16 protein-coding genes are annotated in these 18,300 nt (G+C 44.5%); 4 read left to right on the plus strand and 12 right to left on the minus strand.

The annotated features are described in order from the left end of the window. Positions 1-39 precede the first annotated feature (39 nt). The 6 genes from CAL7507_RS16445 to CAL7507_RS16470 all read right to left on the minus strand — a co-directional run bounded on the left by CAL7507_RS16445 (position 40) and on the right by CAL7507_RS16470 (position 6,869). Positions 40-1,515, minus strand: coding sequence for a homospermidine synthase (locus tag CAL7507_RS16445; RefSeq protein ID WP_015129609.1), 1,476 nt, complete (start codon positions 1,513-1,515; stop codon positions 40-42). Positions 1,516-1,685: 170 nt separating this feature from the next. Then, complete coding sequence (locus CAL7507_RS16450) at positions 1,686-2,441, minus strand: hypothetical protein (RefSeq protein ID WP_015129610.1); 756 nt, start codon at positions 2,439-2,441, stop codon at positions 1,686-1,688. Continuing rightward, positions 2,441-3,667: a glutathionylspermidine synthase family protein gene (locus CAL7507_RS16455; RefSeq protein ID WP_015129611.1), complete on the minus strand. Its 1,227-nt coding sequence runs from the start codon at positions 3,665-3,667 to the stop codon at positions 2,441-2,443. The genes CAL7507_RS16450 and CAL7507_RS16455 overlap by 1 nt, the downstream gene beginning before the upstream one ends. Continuing rightward, positions 3,664-4,455, minus strand: a complete 792-nt coding sequence (locus tag CAL7507_RS16460) for a hypothetical protein (RefSeq protein WP_015129612.1) — start codon at positions 4,453-4,455, stop codon at positions 3,664-3,666. The genes CAL7507_RS16455 and CAL7507_RS16460 overlap by 4 nt, the downstream gene beginning before the upstream one ends. A gap of 401 nt (positions 4,456-4,856) precedes the next feature. Further along, positions 4,857-6,293 (minus strand): deoxyribodipyrimidine photo-lyase, 8-HDF type, encoded by a 1,437-nt coding sequence (locus tag CAL7507_RS16465; RefSeq protein WP_042341371.1) that lies wholly within the window; start codon positions 6,291-6,293, stop codon positions 4,857-4,859. Positions 6,294-6,386: 93 nt separating this feature from the next. Continuing rightward, on the minus strand, positions 6,387-6,869 hold the full coding sequence (locus tag CAL7507_RS16470) for a DUF1499 domain-containing protein (RefSeq protein WP_015129614.1): 483 nt from the start codon (positions 6,867-6,869) through the stop codon (positions 6,387-6,389). 163 nt (positions 6,870-7,032) lie between these two features. Here CAL7507_RS16470 and CAL7507_RS16475 point away from each other — a divergent pair, with 163 nt between their 5' ends. Beyond that, complete coding sequence (locus tag CAL7507_RS16475; protein WP_015129615.1) at positions 7,033-7,587, plus strand: acireductone dioxygenase; 555 nt, start codon at positions 7,033-7,035, stop codon at positions 7,585-7,587. Between the two features lie 86 nt (positions 7,588-7,673). On the opposite strand, the gene CAL7507_RS16480 is transcribed toward CAL7507_RS16475, so the two are convergent. From CAL7507_RS16480 to CAL7507_RS16495, 4 genes are all read right to left on the minus strand, one after another. Next, positions 7,674-8,471, minus strand: coding sequence for a hypothetical protein (locus CAL7507_RS16480; RefSeq protein WP_042342228.1), 798 nt, complete (start codon positions 8,469-8,471; stop codon positions 7,674-7,676). Positions 8,472-8,654: 183 nt separating this feature from the next. After that, positions 8,655-9,122 (minus strand): type II toxin-antitoxin system YhaV family toxin, encoded by a 468-nt coding sequence (locus CAL7507_RS16485; protein WP_015129617.1) that lies wholly within the window; start codon positions 9,120-9,122, stop codon positions 8,655-8,657. Continuing rightward, positions 9,115-9,450: a hypothetical protein gene (locus CAL7507_RS16490; protein WP_015129618.1), complete on the minus strand. Its 336-nt coding sequence runs from the start codon at positions 9,448-9,450 to the stop codon at positions 9,115-9,117. The genes CAL7507_RS16485 and CAL7507_RS16490 overlap by 8 nt, the downstream gene beginning before the upstream one ends. A gap of 501 nt (positions 9,451-9,951) precedes the next feature. Then, complete coding sequence (locus CAL7507_RS16495) at positions 9,952-11,346, minus strand: Rieske 2Fe-2S domain-containing protein (protein WP_015129619.1); 1,395 nt, start codon at positions 11,344-11,346, stop codon at positions 9,952-9,954. A gap of 301 nt (positions 11,347-11,647) precedes the next feature. Between CAL7507_RS16495 and CAL7507_RS16500 the strand changes: the two genes are divergently transcribed. From CAL7507_RS16500 to CAL7507_RS16510, 3 genes are all read left to right on the plus strand, one after another. Then, a complete protein-coding gene (locus CAL7507_RS16500; RefSeq protein ID WP_015129620.1) occupies positions 11,648-12,991 on the plus strand; it encodes a cytochrome P450 in 1,344 nt (447 codons plus the stop codon). Positions 12,992-13,246: 255 nt separating this feature from the next. Further along, complete coding sequence (locus tag CAL7507_RS16505; protein ID WP_015129621.1) at positions 13,247-14,395, plus strand: SpoIID/LytB domain-containing protein; 1,149 nt, start codon at positions 13,247-13,249, stop codon at positions 14,393-14,395. Positions 14,396-14,645: 250 nt separating this feature from the next. Beyond that, on the plus strand, positions 14,646-16,187 hold the full coding sequence (locus CAL7507_RS16510; protein ID WP_201447848.1) for a gamma-glutamyltransferase family protein: 1,542 nt from the start codon (positions 14,646-14,648) through the stop codon (positions 16,185-16,187). 20 nt (positions 16,188-16,207) lie between these two features. Here CAL7507_RS16510 and CAL7507_RS16515 read toward each other — a convergent pair whose 3' ends face one another. Together CAL7507_RS16515 and glp are read right to left on the minus strand one after the other, a co-directional pair. Further along, complete coding sequence (locus CAL7507_RS16515; RefSeq protein WP_015129623.1) at positions 16,208-16,822, minus strand: Uma2 family endonuclease; 615 nt, start codon at positions 16,820-16,822, stop codon at positions 16,208-16,210. Positions 16,823-16,945: 123 nt separating this feature from the next. Then, the gene (gene glp / locus CAL7507_RS16520; RefSeq protein WP_015129624.1) at positions 16,946-18,202 is read right to left on the minus strand and encodes a gephyrin-like molybdotransferase Glp; all 1,257 of its coding nucleotides are present in this window, start codon (positions 18,200-18,202) and stop codon (positions 16,946-16,948) included. Positions 18,203-18,300 lie beyond the last annotated feature (98 nt).

Raw genomic sequence — 18,300 nt, forward strand, 5'->3', positions numbered from 1 at the left:
ATGCGATTCCACGTCGTGAGGAAAAAGTGGAATGAGAATTCAGCGTACTAAAAAATTATCAAATTGCCACGGGTCATGCCAATCTAGCCAGGGTTCAGGAAAATAGCGGCTTGTTGCTAGAGATCGACTTTGCAAGGGAGTCCAGTTAGTAGGTACACTGACCATCCGACCAAGATAGGGACGGGCAATTTGTAAAATTTCGTTATGGGGTAGTTGTTCTGGCTCTCGAAATCCCGCTTGGGGATGGCGGACAGCCCAAACAGCCGCAGCGATTACTCCAGCACACACCTGTACAGTAGTGGCATTATGTCCGGGAAGAATCTGGCGAGCCTCTTGGATACTGAGTTGGGAACCATACCACCAACCATTACGAGGATGACCAAGCAACAAAACTCCCAATTCGTCTCTACCAGTAACAATATCTTGATTTAAGATGCGTAGTTTTTCGGGAGGTTGCCCACCTCCCATCATCACTTCTCGCAAACTAGCGATCGCATCATTAGTCGGATAATAAGCAAAATTTACTGTGGGTCGATAGAGCAGTTCCCCGTCTTGCCAAAGGCTAAAATAGTCACTAATTGTCATCGTCTCACTGTGGGAGAGCAGCAACCCTTCGATCGCACCACCCAGAGGTAGCCAAGAGCGAATATAAGTTGCACCACCGGGACGCTGTAAATATATAGCATTACCAGACCCAAACTCGAAGCAGGCTGCGTTTTCTGGCAAGTGTTTTTCATGAGTACCCCACCCAATTTCTGCTGGGTAGTAAGCCTCGGCGAGAAAACCCCAGATGCTCCAGGTATTGACGAACTCCTCCAGCTGTTTGGGGCGGGAGGAAATTTGTGTATCTCGCTCGGAAATTTGGATAACTTTGACACCACAAGTCCGTGCCATAGTTGCCCAACTTGTCTGGTCAGTCGGCCAGATTTGCGGTAATCCCATAACGCTGGCAATATCTAGCAAAGCGGCTTTGACAAAGTGGCTCACCAAGCCGGGATTTGCCCCGTGGCAGACAATTGCCGTAGCTCCCCCAGAAGCACAAGTTTTAGCCAGATGTCGCAGTGTCTGGTGAAAAAAGTAATGGGTACGCTTCCAAAGAGGAATTCTTCTATCTTCAAATTGGTCTGCCCACGGTTCAATACTGGAATCCACATAGAGAATATTGTGAATTTGACACCAGTCAATCATTGTCATGCAATCCACCCCTACTGTGAGATTAATCAGCAAGTCTCCAGGCGATAAGAGTTCCTGGAGAGTAGAGGTCAGATTATCGGGAGTTAGGCGGTGCTGAAGGTAACGGATACCCAACCTCGCAAAGGGGGCAAATTGCGCCTGGTGTCTCTGTGCATCGACAACAGTCACCTGTGCGATCGGCATTTCAAAGTGACGCAGAAGCAAAGATAACAGTCCTTGACCCACAGTACCGAAACCTAGCAACACCACTCGACCGCCGAAAGTCACTTTTTCAACTGCAACTGCGCTCACAAACAGCCGATGCCAGAGAGAATTGATCATATCGTGTCCGGTGAAAAGAGGCAGGGGGCGGGGAAGGAAGAATATAATGCAATACGGTTCCGTTGAGCCACAAAACCCTGATGTAGAGACGCGATTCTACTCTACGAGAAGCCGCACGAAGTGGGTCTAGGTGTCTGAAAGACCAATAATCTACACTCAGTCAGCACACTTCATCCCCCGCCAGTACTAGATTCATCAGGAATCACCGAACCGAAACCACCTGCACTGTTGCGTCTGAGAAACAGCAACGTTAAGGCACGATACCAGAAATTTCTGAACCGGGGAGGGGGACTGACGACCAAAGGTATGGGTTGACCAGATACCAAAGGATTCTGCCTGAGTAATTGAATTCCCTGTTGTTGCCAGCGCAATAGGACGTGGGCGAGGTCTGACTCTGGTGTCTCGTTTCTTTGTAGCAGCAGCACTCGCTGAATACCTTGAGATAAAAGAAACTTGGCAGACGGAAAATCTTCAGGAAATATTAAGCAGCGATTGTCAAAATCTCCTGGAGAAGGTTTTGCAGTATCCCGCATTCGGTTGGCATCAATCAAAAACGCTGGGGGAGCAAGTAAAGGAAGCTGCAATTGTTGCAATATCGGCGTTGCACTCACCAGGCTATCTATAATCGCTGCCATTGGCACGATCGCATTAGTCCCTTCACAGCAGTTATATAAAGGTATGGGTCGATAGCCCCGTTTACCTAAAGCAACACCTAATTCCACTGACTCTACTCCTGGTAAATTTACCAACACAAATGTGCGGCGATCGCCTGTGGGAATTCTATCAACATTCATGCCGAACTCATTTTTGGGAACGACAGCAGCAAGACGATTCTGAGTCAATTGGCTAAAGACTACTGGTTTAGCCCAACGCGACCAAACTACTTCCTTCGGTGCCCAAATAGCAAAAAATTCTTTTGGTTGCATTATTCTCCTACTGTTTTTTTAGTGAGGATAGCCACATCCTGGGCAGTTGCGTCGATTAGCGGTCTGCTACCCAAGCGACCATAAGCCCCAGCCGCACGACCATTAATTGTGTAGACTCCAATGCAAGGATAGAAATAGCCCTCTGCAGTCAACAAAGGTATCAATTCAAAGCGCCGCTGTGCTACCCATTTTTCTGGATGTTGCTTGGCGCTTTGTTGAATCTTTAGCCAATCCTTTTTCTCAGTTACTCCCAAAATACCGATGTTCTCTCCGATGCGACCTAGCGCGGGTTTGAGTACCCATGCTTCGTCCTTGAGGTCGCGGACTTGTCGGGGATCACGAGTTTCTGGCAATAGGGAACGCCAAGTCGGTAGCGGTGTTTTCAGGGCATCCCACACTAGGGGAAATCGCTTACTCTGGGTAATGAAGGCAGAGGTTGGGTTGCACTGGGGGATTTGCACCGAACTAAACAGGCGCTGCCAACCAGAGGCTTTGGGCAGATTGGGCAACCACTCCACAGGAAAAAATCGATACAGGAAATCAATTAGTGTTGGGGATTGGTGGTTAAGTAATAACGGATACTCTGACTGCCACTGGAGTTGGGTAGGACTAATTAGATAAGTTTGCAAGCCTACTTCCTGGAAATGCTGCGCCAGATAAGTCATCACCTGACGGTCATCAGTATAAGCGGTGGCATGGGCTAGAGCCACTTTTGCACCTTCACCAACAGATTCCCGAATGGCGGTGGCTAGGGCTAGGGCGGGGTTGCCCAAGGGGGTGGTTTGTGAATAATGTTGTGCTACTAAGTTAGTAAAACCAGAAGCTTCAATGTAACCACTGGGAACATCTGAATTGGCCTCAGAAATCCGCCAGCCCTCAGTAGTGAAGTGAAAATCAAACCGAATCACCCGCACTGCTTTGGGCGATGTCTGGATAGATGGATGCTGCCATAATTTCTGAATCGCTGGGGGTATATTTAGGTGTTTTTGCAGATGCGGTTGGAGTAAAATTTCTTGTTCAGCAGCGAGGGTTTCCGCAGCTAATTTTTCAGCTAGTTGGGCCAACTCCAGCCATGTTTCCCAGTTCAACACCAGGGGAAAGTCGGCTAGAGTTGCAACATCTTCAACTTGAGGGTCCCATTTACAACAGTCAAAAATGGTCTGTAGCCTTACTTCCTCAAATACCGTGGCTTCTATTGGGATATCTGCTTGCCAGGGTGGCTTCATATTCCTCCTCCCCAAACTAAAATACAGACAATGCCACTGCCTATATAAGAGAGAAAAGGAATTAAGCCGTGGGTGGTAATGGGTAGCAATGGCCGCTTTGCCGTTGGCTGACAAACTTTCTCGACCATGATGGCGGCGATCGCTAAAATAATCACAGACCACCCATGCTTGATAAAATCAACCATAGTTGCATCCGCAGATTCCCAGTTTCCGACCACAGCCCAACCCAAAATTGCGCCAGACGCTACTAAAAAACCAGCCAGACGCAAACCAGATGCGCTGTCTCTATCAATAGCGATCGCCTCAGAAATCTGGGTGAAAAATTCTAGAACCAGCCATAACAAAAACCATGCACCTGTAGACAGCATTGCTGAATAAACAACAGTTTCCCAACCTGGCCCATCTCCAATATTTCCACCAGCAAAGCAGAGGGTAACACCAATCAATGCACCGCTAATACTATAGGAAACAGCTATGTTCTGGCTTTCTATAGCATCATCACGAACACTTAAGCCACAAAATAGAAAAGCTTCCACAGCTATTCCCAACCAAGCAGTTCCCATCACTAGGTAGAAAATCAGGTACACAATATTATTGCGGACATCCTCTGATGCTAGAACCTGCAAAATCCCCAGCAGAATTCCTACACAGATAACAGGAGTTAGCAGTAGAACAAAGCGAGACTTATAAGAAGAAGCCAGTTGTGTGACTGATAGGATAGACAAATACCATTTACGCCATATTTTCCAGCTAGCTATTGCCGAGATGAAGAACAGGGTAGTCTCCATTAAAAACTCTCCTACCTGTAGTTACAAATAAAGGCAGAAGGCAAGGATGGAAATAAAAACTTCACTTGTGAGTCCATTGCCCACTCAAAAAACCAGATTTATACCTCGCATTCTGCCAGGTATAAAGCGTCCACAGCCTAAACCCCTCCTGAACAATAGTTGCCCTTAGCCGAGTTCCCTCTGCCTTCTGAATAAGTATACTCACAGACCACAGTTAGTCGAAAATATAGTAGGTATGTGCCATCAACCGCGCTAACCTGGGTGCAGTTTGTTGGGCTGCGAGATCCCAGACTTCTACCCTGCGCCATCCTACGGGTGTCTATAAGAAGTCGGGGATCTGAACACCACTACCCCCGCAGAATTAGTGAACTGTTAACTGTTAACTGTTAACTGTTAACTGATCATAAATATGCTTTTTGCTGCTGGTAACGGTTTTTAAATTCTTGCTGCTGTTGTTTATGATCTACAATTGGCTGGGGATAGTCAACAGCATGACGCTCCAAGGGGGGAATTTTCCCAGTTACTAAATATTCTGTATCGAGCGATCGCAATTCCTGCACCCATTGTCTGATATATTCACCCTCAGCATCAAATTTTTGCGCTTGACTGGCGGGATTGAAAATCCGCAGGGGTTTAGGGTCCATCCCACTAGAAGCACTCCATTGCCAACCGCCATTATTCGCAGATAAATCACCATCAATTAACTGCTGCATAAAATATTTCTCTCCCCATTGGGGATTAATCAACAAATCTTTGGTGAGGAAACTAGCAACAATCATCCGACAACGGTTATGCATCCAGCCGCTTTCGTTCATCTGGCGCATGGCTGCATCCACAATTGGATAGCCAGTATTCCCCTCACACCAAGCCTGGAATTTTTCTGTGTTGTTTTCCCAAGGGAAGTTTTTGAATGTCTCGCGGTAAGCACCATCAGCCAATTCTGGAAAATTATACATGGCGTGTTGGTAAAATTCTCGCCAAGCTAGTTCTTGTTGCCAGGTGCGGATACCTGCTTTAGCTTCGTCGCTGCGGCTATTTTCTAGTGCTTCTAAGGTGGCTTGCCAAACAGTGCGAATGCCGATCGCCCCAAATTTTAAAGCTGCACTGAGTTTTGATGTGCCTTCGATTGCGGGAAAGTTGCGCTGTTCTTGATATTCGTTAATGCTAGACGCGCAAAATTCTTCCAGTAGCGATCGCGCTGCAGCTTCTCCAGGGGCAATAATTAATTCTCCATCCCAGATAAAGCCTAAATCTTTTGCTGTTGGTAATGGTTGCGCGCCTACTTTTTTGGCAATTTCTTGTTCATCTGCCGTCAAACCCTCAGCATTTTGCAGAGTTTGGGCTGGTTGCGCCTTTGGTTTGCTACTCCAATTCTTCCAGAAGGGGGTGTAAACCGTGTAGGGACTGTTCCCGCCTGTGCGAATCTCATCTGGTGCGTTGAGGATTTGATCCCAGTTTTGCTGTAAAAATGCAATACCCTGTTCTTTGAGAGCATCGATTACAGTGCGATCGCGTTCTTGAGAATATGGTTCTACATCCCAATTCCAAAAAACAGCTTTGGCATTCAAAGCCTCAGCCAAAGCAGGGATTGCTACCACAGGATCAGCATGGAGTATTAACAATTGGCTGCCAGCTTCAGCATATCGCTGCTGTAGTGCCTGCAAGCAGCCAATCATATATGTCACCCTTACCGGGGCGACATCATCCCGTTCCAGAATATGCGGATCAAGGCAAAACACACCTACTACTTTTGGACTTTGCCGTCTTGCCGCAGTCAGTCCTGTATTATCAGAAATGCGTAAATCGCGGCGATGCCAAAACAGAATTAAGTCAGACATTCCATACTTAGAACAGTTCACCTGTACTAGCTTAGAGTCTAACGACACCAATTAACATCACTCTACAGATTAATTTCCGTTACACTGCCAAAATCAAACTTTTAAATCGCGCAAAGCTAGACGAATTTGCTCCAAACGCCTACGGTTGACACCAAGATCCGACTCTCCTACTCTTGAGGCCGATCGCATCTGAATTACTGATTCATTGGGGGGTAAATAAAACTCCACATCATCAACAAATTTAAAAATTCGGCTTTTAGCAAGAGCATGGATATAATTATCTGTTTGTTCTATCACCTCTGTACGGGGAACAACGGTAAGAACTTTTAGCAAAATTTCTCGTGCTTTATCGCGGTCTACATGATAGGGAATCGGGTCAATGGTATGTTTAGCATCAGCATCTTGACTGACAACACAGTTGTCTGAAGCTGGACAAGCACTCAGATGACCGTTATCAACTCCCAAACTAGAAGAGGTAGCCCAAGCAGTAGCAGGAAATATTACACTACTAGTCAGGGTAAAAAATATCGCCAAGGCGTAGTTTACCGCCGTAGGCATCGCTATTAAACGAGACATAATAAATTTACTCCTCAAAATTATATAGACACTCTTTATAATCGTTGACCGTCAACAGTCATCCGTCAACAGTTATCAAATCTCCGGTTTGTCCATCGGCAATAGTGGCTATTTAACTCAAAGTTGAGTATACTCGTTTTAACAGTTAATCAGCTTTTCTGTGATGGCTACCCTATTACTTAACGACGGCACAATCACAACTGACTTAGGTGAGATAGTTCGAGAACTCGACACTCTCGGTATTTACTTCAAACACTACGATCCAGGCACATCGCTACTCTTCACCGATATCCTAGAACAGGACATTTTGACAGATTCCGAGAAGCGCTACATTCTGGAACTTCACAATAGCGTTTTTGAATTTCTCCAGCAAGAAAACGGCTACCTTTGGTATGACTTGCTAAGTATACATCCTGGTTCACCCAATCTCCATACAGCGATCGCTACCTATAGCCGTTATCACACTCACACTGCGGCTGAACCCCTCTACGTCTTAGCAGGAGAAATTATCTTCGGTTTTGTCCGAGCCGATGGTACTCAAATACAACTGTTAGTTCAAGCACAAGACTATCTCTTGATTCCCCCAGGCGTTGAGCATTGGTGCAGCCCCTCTGCGTCATTGTACTTTAAAGGCGTACGCTACTTTACAACAGCAGAAGGCTGGTTGCCCACATACACAGGAACGCAGTTGAGTGATTCCCTCAACAAGCCACGTTAATTCCTCACCAACTCAAAAAACCTCTGCGCTTACCTCCGCGTTCCTCCGCGTTAAAAAAAATCTTACCTTCTCTGCCTAAATCCTACTCAATCCACTTCCTCACAGCGGATTAACAGTGCTTCCATAGCCTCTGCTAAAGAAATTAACTCTGTCCATGAAGAACCACTAACTAAATTTTGAGCGTGAGCCAAGCGATTTCGCAGCTGTTCAGCAGACTTCAAGAAACGTTCACCAAATCGCTTTGACTTCAGTCCCAATTGCAACAGCAGTTCTGGCTGATTTAAAACTAACTCACGCTTATCACAGAATTGCAGGTAATCTAACAAATCCATAGCTTCATTTCTTTCTTGACTCTCACGCCATAAACGTTGAGTGACTTCCAACCGCTCAGGTTTAAGGACTTTTTGCCAAGTATCTTGGGGATAGTAAATCCGCACCAACCGCAGCAAATTCATTTCTAGTAATGTCACCAAGCCAAACAGTAGCATCCGTGCAGGTGCTTTTTGTAAGTCACCACAAGTAACAATTCCCGTTACTTGATTACAATCTAGAACAAATAATCGCGGTGTTTGTTGCAAAATAGGTAGCAACTTCATCAGTGGAGTAGAAATGGCGATGAGTTCTTTGGGATGAAAGACTCGCTGATAGTCGCTACACTTACGGGATTCAGCTTTAATTAAACTGGAGCTATCTAAATAGCCACTGATAGTATTTTCCGACTCAACACCGACAACGTCAAAGTCTTGTGCTTGCATCCAAGACAACACCTCTATCACATCTGCTTCCGCTGGCACAGCTTTAAGAGGTTCCGCCACATATTCAATTGTGATATTGTTCTCAAATAAACTCCGCAAGTCTTGAGAACGAGATTTTAGGTGTTTCATCAGCCCTAAGCTATAAGACATCCGCAGAATTAGTATTTCACGGAAACCTGCGTTGTGTCAGTGCCAGCTGTGTACTTCTAATTTTAATTAGGGCTTGCTGAAAAAGAAAGAAAAGGTGACAGTCTGTAGATTCAATAGACCCTAGAAGCATATTTGAATCTGGTTTGATGTGGAAGAATTTTTTTACTCCGGTTCGTCCTGCTTTGTTTCCGGTTCTGCAATTAATTCATCCAAACTATCTGGAAATATTCCCTGTGCCACCATCTTGGTAAACACTTGATAACAATCGTTCTTCGCTCCCTCTTTCCGGGGAAATCCCAACCACAAAATCACAATCGCTTTTAACTCTGGGGTATCAAATGCTCGAAAAAATAGGCGATATCTTGCGAGTAAACCCATTTTCTTAACCCGTTCGTAGCGTTTTAATGCTCCCATTAAAGCAAAGTGGCTGGCGAAAGGATCGGAGGGAATTTTGGTTTCAATCGCAACAGTAATCGCAGCAAATAACTTTACCGTTGCATGGGTTTTAAACTCGCTTTCCGGTAACTTTTTCCGTAAATCAGAAATACAGTCAAATAATTCTTGATACTGAATTTCAAATAGTTGCGGGTGAAAATAAATCTCCCAACCATTACTGATAAACTTAGCCATCTGAGAGCGACTCGTCTTCTATTTCTACACCCTCAATTAATTTATGTGCAGCCTCAGACATTTCGGTTGTGTAAGGTTGCAGGGTATTATTTTTCAATGCTTCTGTCATGGCGAAATCGAGAAACAGCCGCATCATTAGGGAATCTTCCTCATCCTCGTCTTCAACCGATTCGGGAATAATTTTGACAATCGCAGTGTCGGGGGACAATACGAATATCCAACCCGAAGCATTAGCAAACTGGGGATGTTGGCGGTAAAACTCCGCAGGTAGACGAAATCCGGCGCTGTTGCCAATTTTGGTGCTGCGAATGTTGTAAGAGTTACTCATTGTGTATATACTTAACGTACTTACATGATAGCAGTGCCTGGGCTATTATAACGGTTCCCATTCGGATGCGGTATAAAATTATATCGCAAGCTGTAGGGGCACGGCAGTGCCCATGCGTGTCAACTTAATGTTAAATCGGCGGTTAGAAACCGCACGCCAGTTGCTATCCTGCGGGTTCCGCTTTAGCGTTACAAGTCGGGAAACCCGCTGTTAGCACCTGGCTCGTCTACACAGACAAAACCCACACTTCGACAAGCTCAGTGACCGCCTCCGTGGGTTTCAAAACCTTGATTTTTCGATAGTCCGCCTCCGCGGACTTTGCCTGTATAGCCGCGAATTCTATTCGCCTGGGTTTAAGTTGACACCAATGGTCAGTGCCATGCCCCTACACAGCGTGATATATTTTTGTACTTCATTTGAATGGGAAACGCTATAGGGTAAGCACATCTTGTTAGTAAGAAAGCCCTAATCTCAATACTGAAGAACCAAAAATGCAAAATCTTAATTCTGAGTTTTCTCTGGTAGGTTACGGGGTGGCGTGGCTCTACCAACATAAAATTTCTGTTCTAAGTTATTCAGTCCTAACCAGGCTGCAACAAAGATGAGGGGTGTAACTGCAAATAATATGTTGTCAAGGTAGAATGTCAGGGATGGTAAAGTTATGCAGGCGATCGCACCAATTACTGCACACCAAAATTTAAGTTGCTGAATCCTGCTTAACGCTCCCCGACAGCTAGCACATTTCTTTGTATGGGAGTGATAACGGTCTAGTAACTGCTCTTTTGTCAACTTTGGCGGTAAAGTTTCCCCAGGAAAGGGATTTACCTGATACTGATTCACCCATTGACGTAACTCAAAGACGAAAGAGTCTGCTTTGGTTGGTAGATAGAAAGCCTTAGTAAAGTTAGTGCTACCGCCCTTAGCTTCTAAATAACGCTCTTGATAATGCAAGAAAATTTGGTCATCTTCCAGAATGCCATTCTGTCCGATGTGGTTATACCAACGCGGCGTCAACTTCATCAATAAGCCAGGAAGTTTATTGGGAAACTTGAAGGGGAAACGGGCAAAGAGGCGACATTCACCTTTGCGGATAGGTGTAGCATAGACTACAGTCAATGTTCTGCCAAATTGCTTAGATGTCAAGTCATGCCACATCAAACCAGGGGCAATGAACTTTGTTTCTTGCCTTCCCAGTTTACCCCTACGTGGACCTTCCTCCCAGATGCCTGTGAACCCTTGTTTATTGGAGGAAATCACTTCTAATTCTACTGGAGCGGCGTTGGCTCTATTTCCTACAGAACGGTGATGTGTAAAGGGCAAATGGCTGGAATCCAGAACATTTTCTAGCAAAGTCAGCGCATCATAAGGTAAATCTCGAAAGGTATTTAAACAAACCCATTCTGTCGGTGATTCCTCTAGTGGAGCAACAATGGGAATCTGGGTTTTAGTAGCATTTTCGGGGTTTCCAGGGTAGACAAACAATAAACCTTGGCGTTCGGCTGTCGGTAATGACGCTACACATGCTCGCTGGGAAGTCTCAGCAATACCATTTACAACTTGTTGGGGAATGCGATCGCAACTACCAGATCCGGAGAAAGCCCAGCCGTGGTAAGGACATTCCAACAGCCCATCTTGATTAATTCTGCCTTCGGAGAGGGGTGCAAGGCGATGGGGACATTGATCATCAAATGCTCGCCACAATTTGGCTTGCTTGTCCCACCAGATGACAATATCTCTGCCCAGTAATGTGAAAGGCGTCGGCTGCGATTGCTCCAAATCATCGAGATAATAAACTGGATACCATGCCTCTTGGCAGTCAAAATAATCTAATTCACTACCACCTACGCGTATCTCTTCCACCGAGCGATCGCTCACATTAACCACGTTCTCCAGCATTCTTTTATTTAACAAGTTTTACATCTACAAATAACTATATTCTACTGATAAAAACCATAGCAGGTGACAGGCAATAAAGCTTGGTGTCAATATTTTATACTCATCTACCTGACCATTGATATAGCTTCGCACATTTCTTCCTTTTGATAGAAGCCTGAAGAGAAAAGGCTTTTCAATATTTGATTAGCAAAATAAATATTAATGCCGATGCAGCAGAATGAACCCAACACAAGTAAAGTGAACAGTTTGAGCCATAAAAAGCAAATTCTGACCTAGTTTAGGAAAATTTGGAGAAATCAATATGACTCAAAGTATATTTGAATTACCCGGACCTGAAAGAAATTCTGTTGTGGGTAGTTTACTTGATTTTGGACGTGAACCTCTGGAATTTTTAACCAGGTGTGGTCGTGAATATGGTGAGATTGTGCCGATGTATTTGGGATTGAAACCAGCCTGTTTATTAACCAAGCCTGACTATATTGAGCAAGTACTGAAAGAGCGAAATTTATTTATCAAAAGTCGGGGCTTACGTGCCCTTAAAAGCTTATTGGGGGAGGGGCTGTTAAGTAGCGAAGGAGAATCCTGGCTGCACCAACGTCGTTTATTACAGCCTGTATTTCACCAAAAACGCATAGCATCTTATGGTGATGTCATGGTTACTTACACTGAACAAATGCTTGAGAATTGGCAAGATGGAGAAACCCGTGATGTTCACCAAGATATGATGCGTCTGACTTTGAATATTGTGATGCAGACAATATTTAACCGCGATCTCAGCAATGGAGAAGCTCAAGATGTTGCCCATGCGTTAGATGTAGCGATGGATTGGTTTGAAAGTAAGCGCAAACAAAATTTTATCTTTTTAGAATGGTTCCCCATACCTGAGAATATCCGCTATAAAAATGCTATCCAGCAGATGGATAGAACTATCTACCAGATGATTAATCAACGGCGTGCTAGTGGTGAAAATCCCGGCGATTTACTCTCAATGTTAATGGAGGCTCGCGACGAAGCCGATGGTAGCCAAATGAGCGATCGCCAGTTACGCGATGAAATAGCAACTCTTATGCTAGCAGGTCATGAAACTACATCCAATACTCTGACGGGGGTATGGGTGCTGTTATCTCGCTATCCTGATGTCCGCAGCAAATTGTTAGCAGAATTACAACAAGTTTTAGGAGAGCGATCGCCCAGTATCGCAGACATACCCAAATTACCCTACACTGAGATGGTGATTAAGGAGGCTATGCGGATTTTTCCTCCCGTCTTTATGATGGCACGTGAAGCTACTCAAGACTGCGAAATTGGTGGTTATGAAGTGCCATCTGGCTGTATGTTAATGATGAGCCAGTGGGTAATGCATCGTCATCCTCGTCATTTTGAAGATTCAGAGGTATTTAGACCAGAGCGTTGGGCTAATGATTTAGAGAAAAATCTGCCCAGAGGAGTTTACTTTCCGTTTGGCGATGGTCCTCGCATTTGTATTGGTAAAAGTTTTGCACTGATGGAAGCTGTTTTATTATTAGCAACTATAGCCCAGAAGTTTGAGTTAATTCTTGTTCCAGATCACCCAATTGTTCCCCAAGCTTCAATTACGCTCCGTCCAGCATACGGCATTAAAGTAGTCTTGAAAAAGATTCATTGAAAGCGACGGGAAACTCGATCTTAGTTAATCGGTAAAGAGGTGGGAAACCCTAGTGTGGAAAAATCTGTCTCATTCAAGCAGGTGACAGGGAACATATTTTCCCATTTGGAGTTCTCTAGCGGAACCCCTACTTCTATATACCCCCTGTTGCCTGTTAATAGTTCCCTGGTTAACTAAGTGAGTTCCGGCGCTATCTATGGGAAACTACTATATAACCAAGCGTCAAATAGATACTAATGTGATTAGACGAGCAGCATGAAATTCCAACTGTTATTAGGCTCTTTATTTTCCCAGATGAAAGGACGTCATTGGTGGATAGGTATCCTCTTATGGTTTGTTTTGGTTGCTCCAGCGCAAGCATCTGTAATTCTCCGCGTGGCAATCGAGCGGAATGTCAATCAGGCAAAGGTTGGTAGTTCTACGACTGCCACAGTTAAAGATAGCACTGGTCGGAGTCTTGGACAGTTACCAGCGATGAGTTCTTTTTATGCCCAAGCCGTCCCTGGTGGAGTAGCTTTGGATAAATGGCAATCTGGTTTATTTTGGATTGAGCCGACAGGCAAGGGATTCGTTTATATTGGCGATCGCTGGTATCGCGGTAGAACTTTAGTTCTGCCCACAGAAAAAGGCTTAACTGTCGTTAACTGGGTTGATCTGGAAGAATATCTCTACAGCGTCATTGGTGGCGAAATGGACTCCAGCTGGCCCCAAGAAGCCCTGAAAGCTCAAGCGATCGCCGCTCGTACCTTTGCCCTTTACGAGCGGGAAAAACAGCGCAATCGTAATCCTGTTTATGACTTAGGCGCTAGCCCAGATCGCTGGCAAATTTACAAAGGCGTTATTAGTGAATCGCCGAATACTTACACCGCAGTAGATACTACAGCAGGGCAAGTATTAACTTACAACAACAAGATTATTCTCTCGGTTTTCCACGCTTGCTCTGGGGGACACACCGAAAATGTCGAAGATGTTTGGGGCAGCAAAGAGCCTTACCTGCGTGCTGTTCAGGACTACGATCAAAATATCAGTGAGTGTAATTGGGTGAAAACATTCTCACCTGCTGAAATTAGTTCCAGGATTTCTGGTGTGGGTAATGTGAGGGATGTAGTTGCAGAAGCATTCTCACCTTTTCGCAGTGTTAAAGCTTTGAAAATTATCGGCGATCAGGGTACAAAAGTATTACAAGGAGAGGATGTACGGACTGCACTCCGACTTAAAAGTACCCGTTTCAGCGTTAATAAAGGAGCAAATGGTAGCTTTGTACTCCAAGGGCTGGGATACGGTCATGGTTTGGGTATGAGTCAGTGGGGAGCGTATAATCTTGCCCAGCGAGGAGCAAACCACCTACAAATTTTAGGACATTATTACCAAGGTGTATCACTCACACCAATTCAGCCGAAGTAGTCCACTCAACGAATTTTAGATTTTAAATTTTGGATTTTGGATTTTGAATCTTCAATCCAAAATTTAAAAAAGTCTCAGAGCAAGCGAATTTAAACGCGAGAATAAATTTAAAATCTAAAATCAATTGACACTCCCCCGATTTCAGTCGTGGGGTCAATCTAAAATCTAAAATCTAAAATCTAAAATCCAAAATGGTATGACTTTGGGAAATCTCACTAACTATCCCTACCCTAGTACTCGAAGAGTAATTATGGGTAATCGTGGCTCTGTGGCTGCAAGTCAACCACTAGCAGCGATCGCTGGTATGGAAATGTTATGGGCTGGTGGTAGCGCTGTTGATGCTGCTATAGCCACAGCGATCGCCTTAACTGTAGTTGAGCCTATTTCTAACGGTATTGGCGCTGATGCCTTTGCCCTCGTATGGGATGGGAAGTTACATGGTTTAAATGCCTCTGGGAAAAGTCCGCAAAAACTCACCCTAGAACAGTTTACCGGACTCAATGCCGTACCGAAATATGATTGGCGTGCCGTCACCGTACCAGGTGCAGTCTCTGCATGGCGCAGTCTCTGGGAACGTTGGGGACGTTTACCCTTTGAAAAGTTATTTGCCCCCGCAATTCGCTATGCTGAGGAAGGATTTCCGGTATCGCCACAGATTGCGCTTGGTTGGCAGCGGTTAGAAAAAAATTATCTTTCCCTGACTGGTAAAGAATTTGAGCCTTTTAAACAAGTATTTTTCCCCAATCACAAAGCGCCAGTAGCCGGAGAGATTTGGCATTCTCTCGCCCATGCCCAAACTTTACGAGAAATTGCGGCTAGTGGTGGTGAAAGTTTTTACCGGGGTAACATTGCTCAACGCATCGCAGACTTTGCTGCTGATACTGGCGGATATTTAACCAAAGAAGATTTAGCAGCCCATAAAGCTGAATGGGTGCAACCGATATCAACGAATTACCGAGATTTGACAGTTTGGGAAATTCCGCCCAACACTCAAGGAATTGCCACATTAATTGCCTTAAATATCCTCTCGGGTTTTGAATTATCTCGTTATCAGCGCGAATCCACAGAAAGCTACCATTTACAAATTGAGGCGTTAAAACTTGCCTTTGCTGATTTGCACAAGCACATTGCCGACGATCGCTTTTTACAAATACCTGTAGAACACCTACTTTCATTAAACTACGCGGCAGAACGTCGTGCTTTAATTACAGAACAGGCGATCGCTCTAGCTGAACCAGGATTACCCAAAGGCGGAACAGTCTACCTCGCCGCCGCCGATGGCGACTTGATGGTATCTTTCATTCAATCTAATTTTACAGGTTTTGGTAGTGGCATTCTCCCTGCTGGAACTGGCATTGCCCTACAAAATCGGGGATACGGATTTAGCCTAGAATCAGGACATCCTAACCAATTTGCCCCAAGTAAACGCTCCATGCATACAATTATCCCTGGCTTTTTAACCAAAGGTAATCAGGCGATCGGGCCCTTTGGTGTCATGGGAGGCGCAATGCAACCACAAGGACATCTACAAGTAGTGGTAAATTTAGCTGATTATGGCTTAAATCCCCAAGCCGCAATAGATGCTCCCAGGTGGCAATTTGTCTCAGATTCTACGGTATTTTTAGAGCAAACTGTCGCCCAGGAAATAGCACAGGGACTAATTCAGCGTGGTCATAATATACACCAAACGCCAGACGCATTTTTTGGTAGGAGTCAAATTATTTCTAAGCAAAATCAAGTGTTCATTGCTGCGACAGAATCTCGTGCTGATGGACTAGCGCTAGCTTGGTGACAGGTATCACGAATTTACGTCTACTTAGCAGCATCAAAAATCTGTTGTGCGGTTAAATTTAATTGGGGAAATGTAGGTGATGAAATCGCGGTGTTGCCTTGAAAAGGTGTCATTTGATATTCACCATCAACTAATTCGCATACAAAAATAGTGGATTGTTTGGGATTGCCGATAAACTTTCTTGCACCCAATGCAGCATAATCAGCAATCCAATATTCAGGAATGCCCATTTCCTCATAATCCCTAAATTTATTGTAGTAATCATCTCGCCAGTTAGTTGAAACAACTTCAATAACTATTGGTACTGATGCTGCTTGGCTTACTGTTGACTGTTTTTGAAACAGCGGTTCATTGTCGAGATTATCAAGATTTAGCAGCAACACATCAGGTGAATAAGCGGATTCGGCAGAGGGAGTTTTGACTAATGCGGTTTTGGGTATAGTGTAGGGAAGGTTCAGCCGATCAAACTCGATAGTTAGCTTCCGGGCTATAAATCCTACAACTTTTTCATGCGCTCCAGTTGGGGGTGGCATTTCAACAATTACTCCCTTGTGCAATTCATAGTATTTACTATCGTTGGGATACCACTCGATAAATTCATTGAAGGTGAGTAATTTAGGCAAGGCTTGGGTCATCATCTTACCTCCAGATATGTTTTATCTTATCATTCAATAAATTTTGAATACGTTCGCTTCGCTCAGTAAAAGCTTTGAATTTTGGGCGTTGCTTGAAGGTTTAATTTAAATATTTTTGTCCAGCTAATTACCAACCTGCAAAACTTCTACTTCTTGTGTAGGGGAAACCAATGTTTTACCCACAGGTAGAACAGCTAGAGCATTAGTTTGAGCTAGATTAATCAAATTGCCGGAACTGTGACTACCACCAGCTTTGTGAAACTCATAAACTCCATCAATTAGCTGTAATTTACCCCAAACATAAATCTCTCGTTTACCATCCGATCGCAATTCGTCATGCGATCGCACTTTTATAAATTTTACTTCCCCGCTCTCAGCCAGTCCTGAAAGTTTTTTAATTGCTGGCTGCACAAATCGCCAAAAAGTCACCAACACAGCAGCAGGATTCCCCGGTAAACCAAAATACAGCCCTGAATGCTGAGTTTTCTCCCCATCTCCCAAATCATGATTGGGAAAGCTAGCAACAGTCAGCGGTTTACCTGGCCTCATCGCCACAGCCCGGGCATGAATTTTTGCACCTAGTGACTCTAAAATCTTGTCCACATAGTCATAGTCCCCTACGGAAACCCCACCAGAAGAAATCACTATATCAGCGCTAGCTATGGCGTGGGCAATAGTTTCTGCCAAAGCTACTGGATTATCCCGCACAATCCCTAACAGTAATGGTTCCGCTCCACTTTGTTTCACCAAAGCTGCCAAAGCATACTGATTAGAATCGACAATTTGTCCTGCTTCTAACACTTGATCTGGCGTTACCAACTCATCACCCGTAGAAAGAATTGCCACGCGTGGACGACGGTAAACACTTAGCTGACTACACTGCAAAGCAGCTAAAACAGCGATTTCTGGGGCATTTAAAACAATTCCTGCTGGTAGTAATTGTGCCCCAGCTTGGTAGAAAGCAGCCTTGTGTCTGACGAATTCTTGAGGTTTTGGTGCAGCCAGAATAAAAATGCGGTTTTCTTCCGAGTGAGTTTTTTCCTGCATCACAACAGTATCTGCACCCTTGGGCATCACCGCACCTGTAAAAATCCGTGCTGCTTGTCCTGATTGAATCGTAAATTGGGGCTGATATCCTGCGGGAATTTCCTCCACAATTTCTAAAACACTTGGGTTTTCGGCGCTACTGTGTTTCACATCTTCATAACGCACTGCATAGCCATCCATAGCCGAATTATCCCAATGGGGAAAGTCCAGGTTACTAGTAACAGAGGAGGCGAGAACGCGTCCCGTTGCAGCTAATAAATCGACAACTTCTGTATAATCCAGCGGCTGCACCAAATTTAAGATAATTTTTTCTGTATCACCGACTGATAACATAGCGATCGCCTACTGTTTAGATCCCCAGAATAGAGTTGTTTTCTGGTATTTAAGGATTTTAGCTATAGCTTTAAGATTAAAGATAGCGACGATAATTA

The sequence above is a fragment of the Calothrix sp. PCC 7507 genome (assembly GCF_000316575.1).
In the GTDB taxonomy this organism is placed as follows: domain Bacteria; phylum Cyanobacteriota; class Cyanobacteriia; order Cyanobacteriales; family Nostocaceae; genus Fortiea.

Coding starts and splice junctions, on each gene's coding strand:
- CAL7507_RS16445 (WP_015129609.1), bottom strand. CDS start 1,515: ATGATCAATTCTCTCTGGCATCGGCTGTTTGTGAGCGCAGTTGCAGTT.
- CAL7507_RS16450 (WP_015129610.1), bottom strand. CDS start 2,441: ATGCAACCAAAAGAATTTTTTGCTATTTGGGCACCGAAGGAAGTAGTT.
- CAL7507_RS16455 (WP_015129611.1), bottom strand. CDS start 3,667: ATGAAGCCACCCTGGCAAGCAGATATCCCAATAGAAGCCACGGTATTT.
- CAL7507_RS16460 (WP_015129612.1), bottom strand. CDS start 4,455: ATGGAGACTACCCTGTTCTTCATCTCGGCAATAGCTAGCTGGAAAATA.
- CAL7507_RS16465 (WP_042341371.1), bottom strand. CDS start 6,293: ATGTCTGACTTAATTCTGTTTTGGCATCGCCGCGATTTACGCATTTCT.
- CAL7507_RS16470 (WP_015129614.1), bottom strand. CDS start 6,869: ATGTCTCGTTTAATAGCGATGCCTACGGCGGTAAACTACGCCTTGGCG.
- CAL7507_RS16475 (WP_015129615.1), top strand. CDS start 7,033: ATGGCTACCCTATTACTTAACGACGGCACAATCACAACTGACTTAGGT.
- CAL7507_RS16480 (WP_042342228.1), bottom strand. CDS start 8,471: ATGAAACACCTAAAATCTCGTTCTCAAGACTTGCGGAGTTTATTTGAG.
- CAL7507_RS16485 (WP_015129617.1), bottom strand. CDS start 9,122: ATGGCTAAGTTTATCAGTAATGGTTGGGAGATTTATTTTCACCCGCAA.
- CAL7507_RS16490 (WP_015129618.1), bottom strand. CDS start 9,450: ATGAGTAACTCTTACAACATTCGCAGCACCAAAATTGGCAACAGCGCC.
- CAL7507_RS16495 (WP_015129619.1), bottom strand. CDS start 11,346: ATGCTGGAGAACGTGGTTAATGTGAGCGATCGCTCGGTGGAAGAGATA.
- CAL7507_RS16500 (WP_015129620.1), top strand. CDS start 11,648: ATGACTCAAAGTATATTTGAATTACCCGGACCTGAAAGAAATTCTGTT.
- CAL7507_RS16505 (WP_015129621.1), top strand. CDS start 13,247: ATGAAATTCCAACTGTTATTAGGCTCTTTATTTTCCCAGATGAAAGGA.
- CAL7507_RS16510 (WP_201447848.1), top strand. CDS start 14,646: ATGGGTAATCGTGGCTCTGTGGCTGCAAGTCAACCACTAGCAGCGATC.
- CAL7507_RS16515 (WP_015129623.1), bottom strand. CDS start 16,822: ATGACCCAAGCCTTGCCTAAATTACTCACCTTCAATGAATTTATCGAG.
- glp (WP_015129624.1), bottom strand. CDS start 18,202: ATGTTATCAGTCGGTGATACAGAAAAAATTATCTTAAATTTGGTGCAG.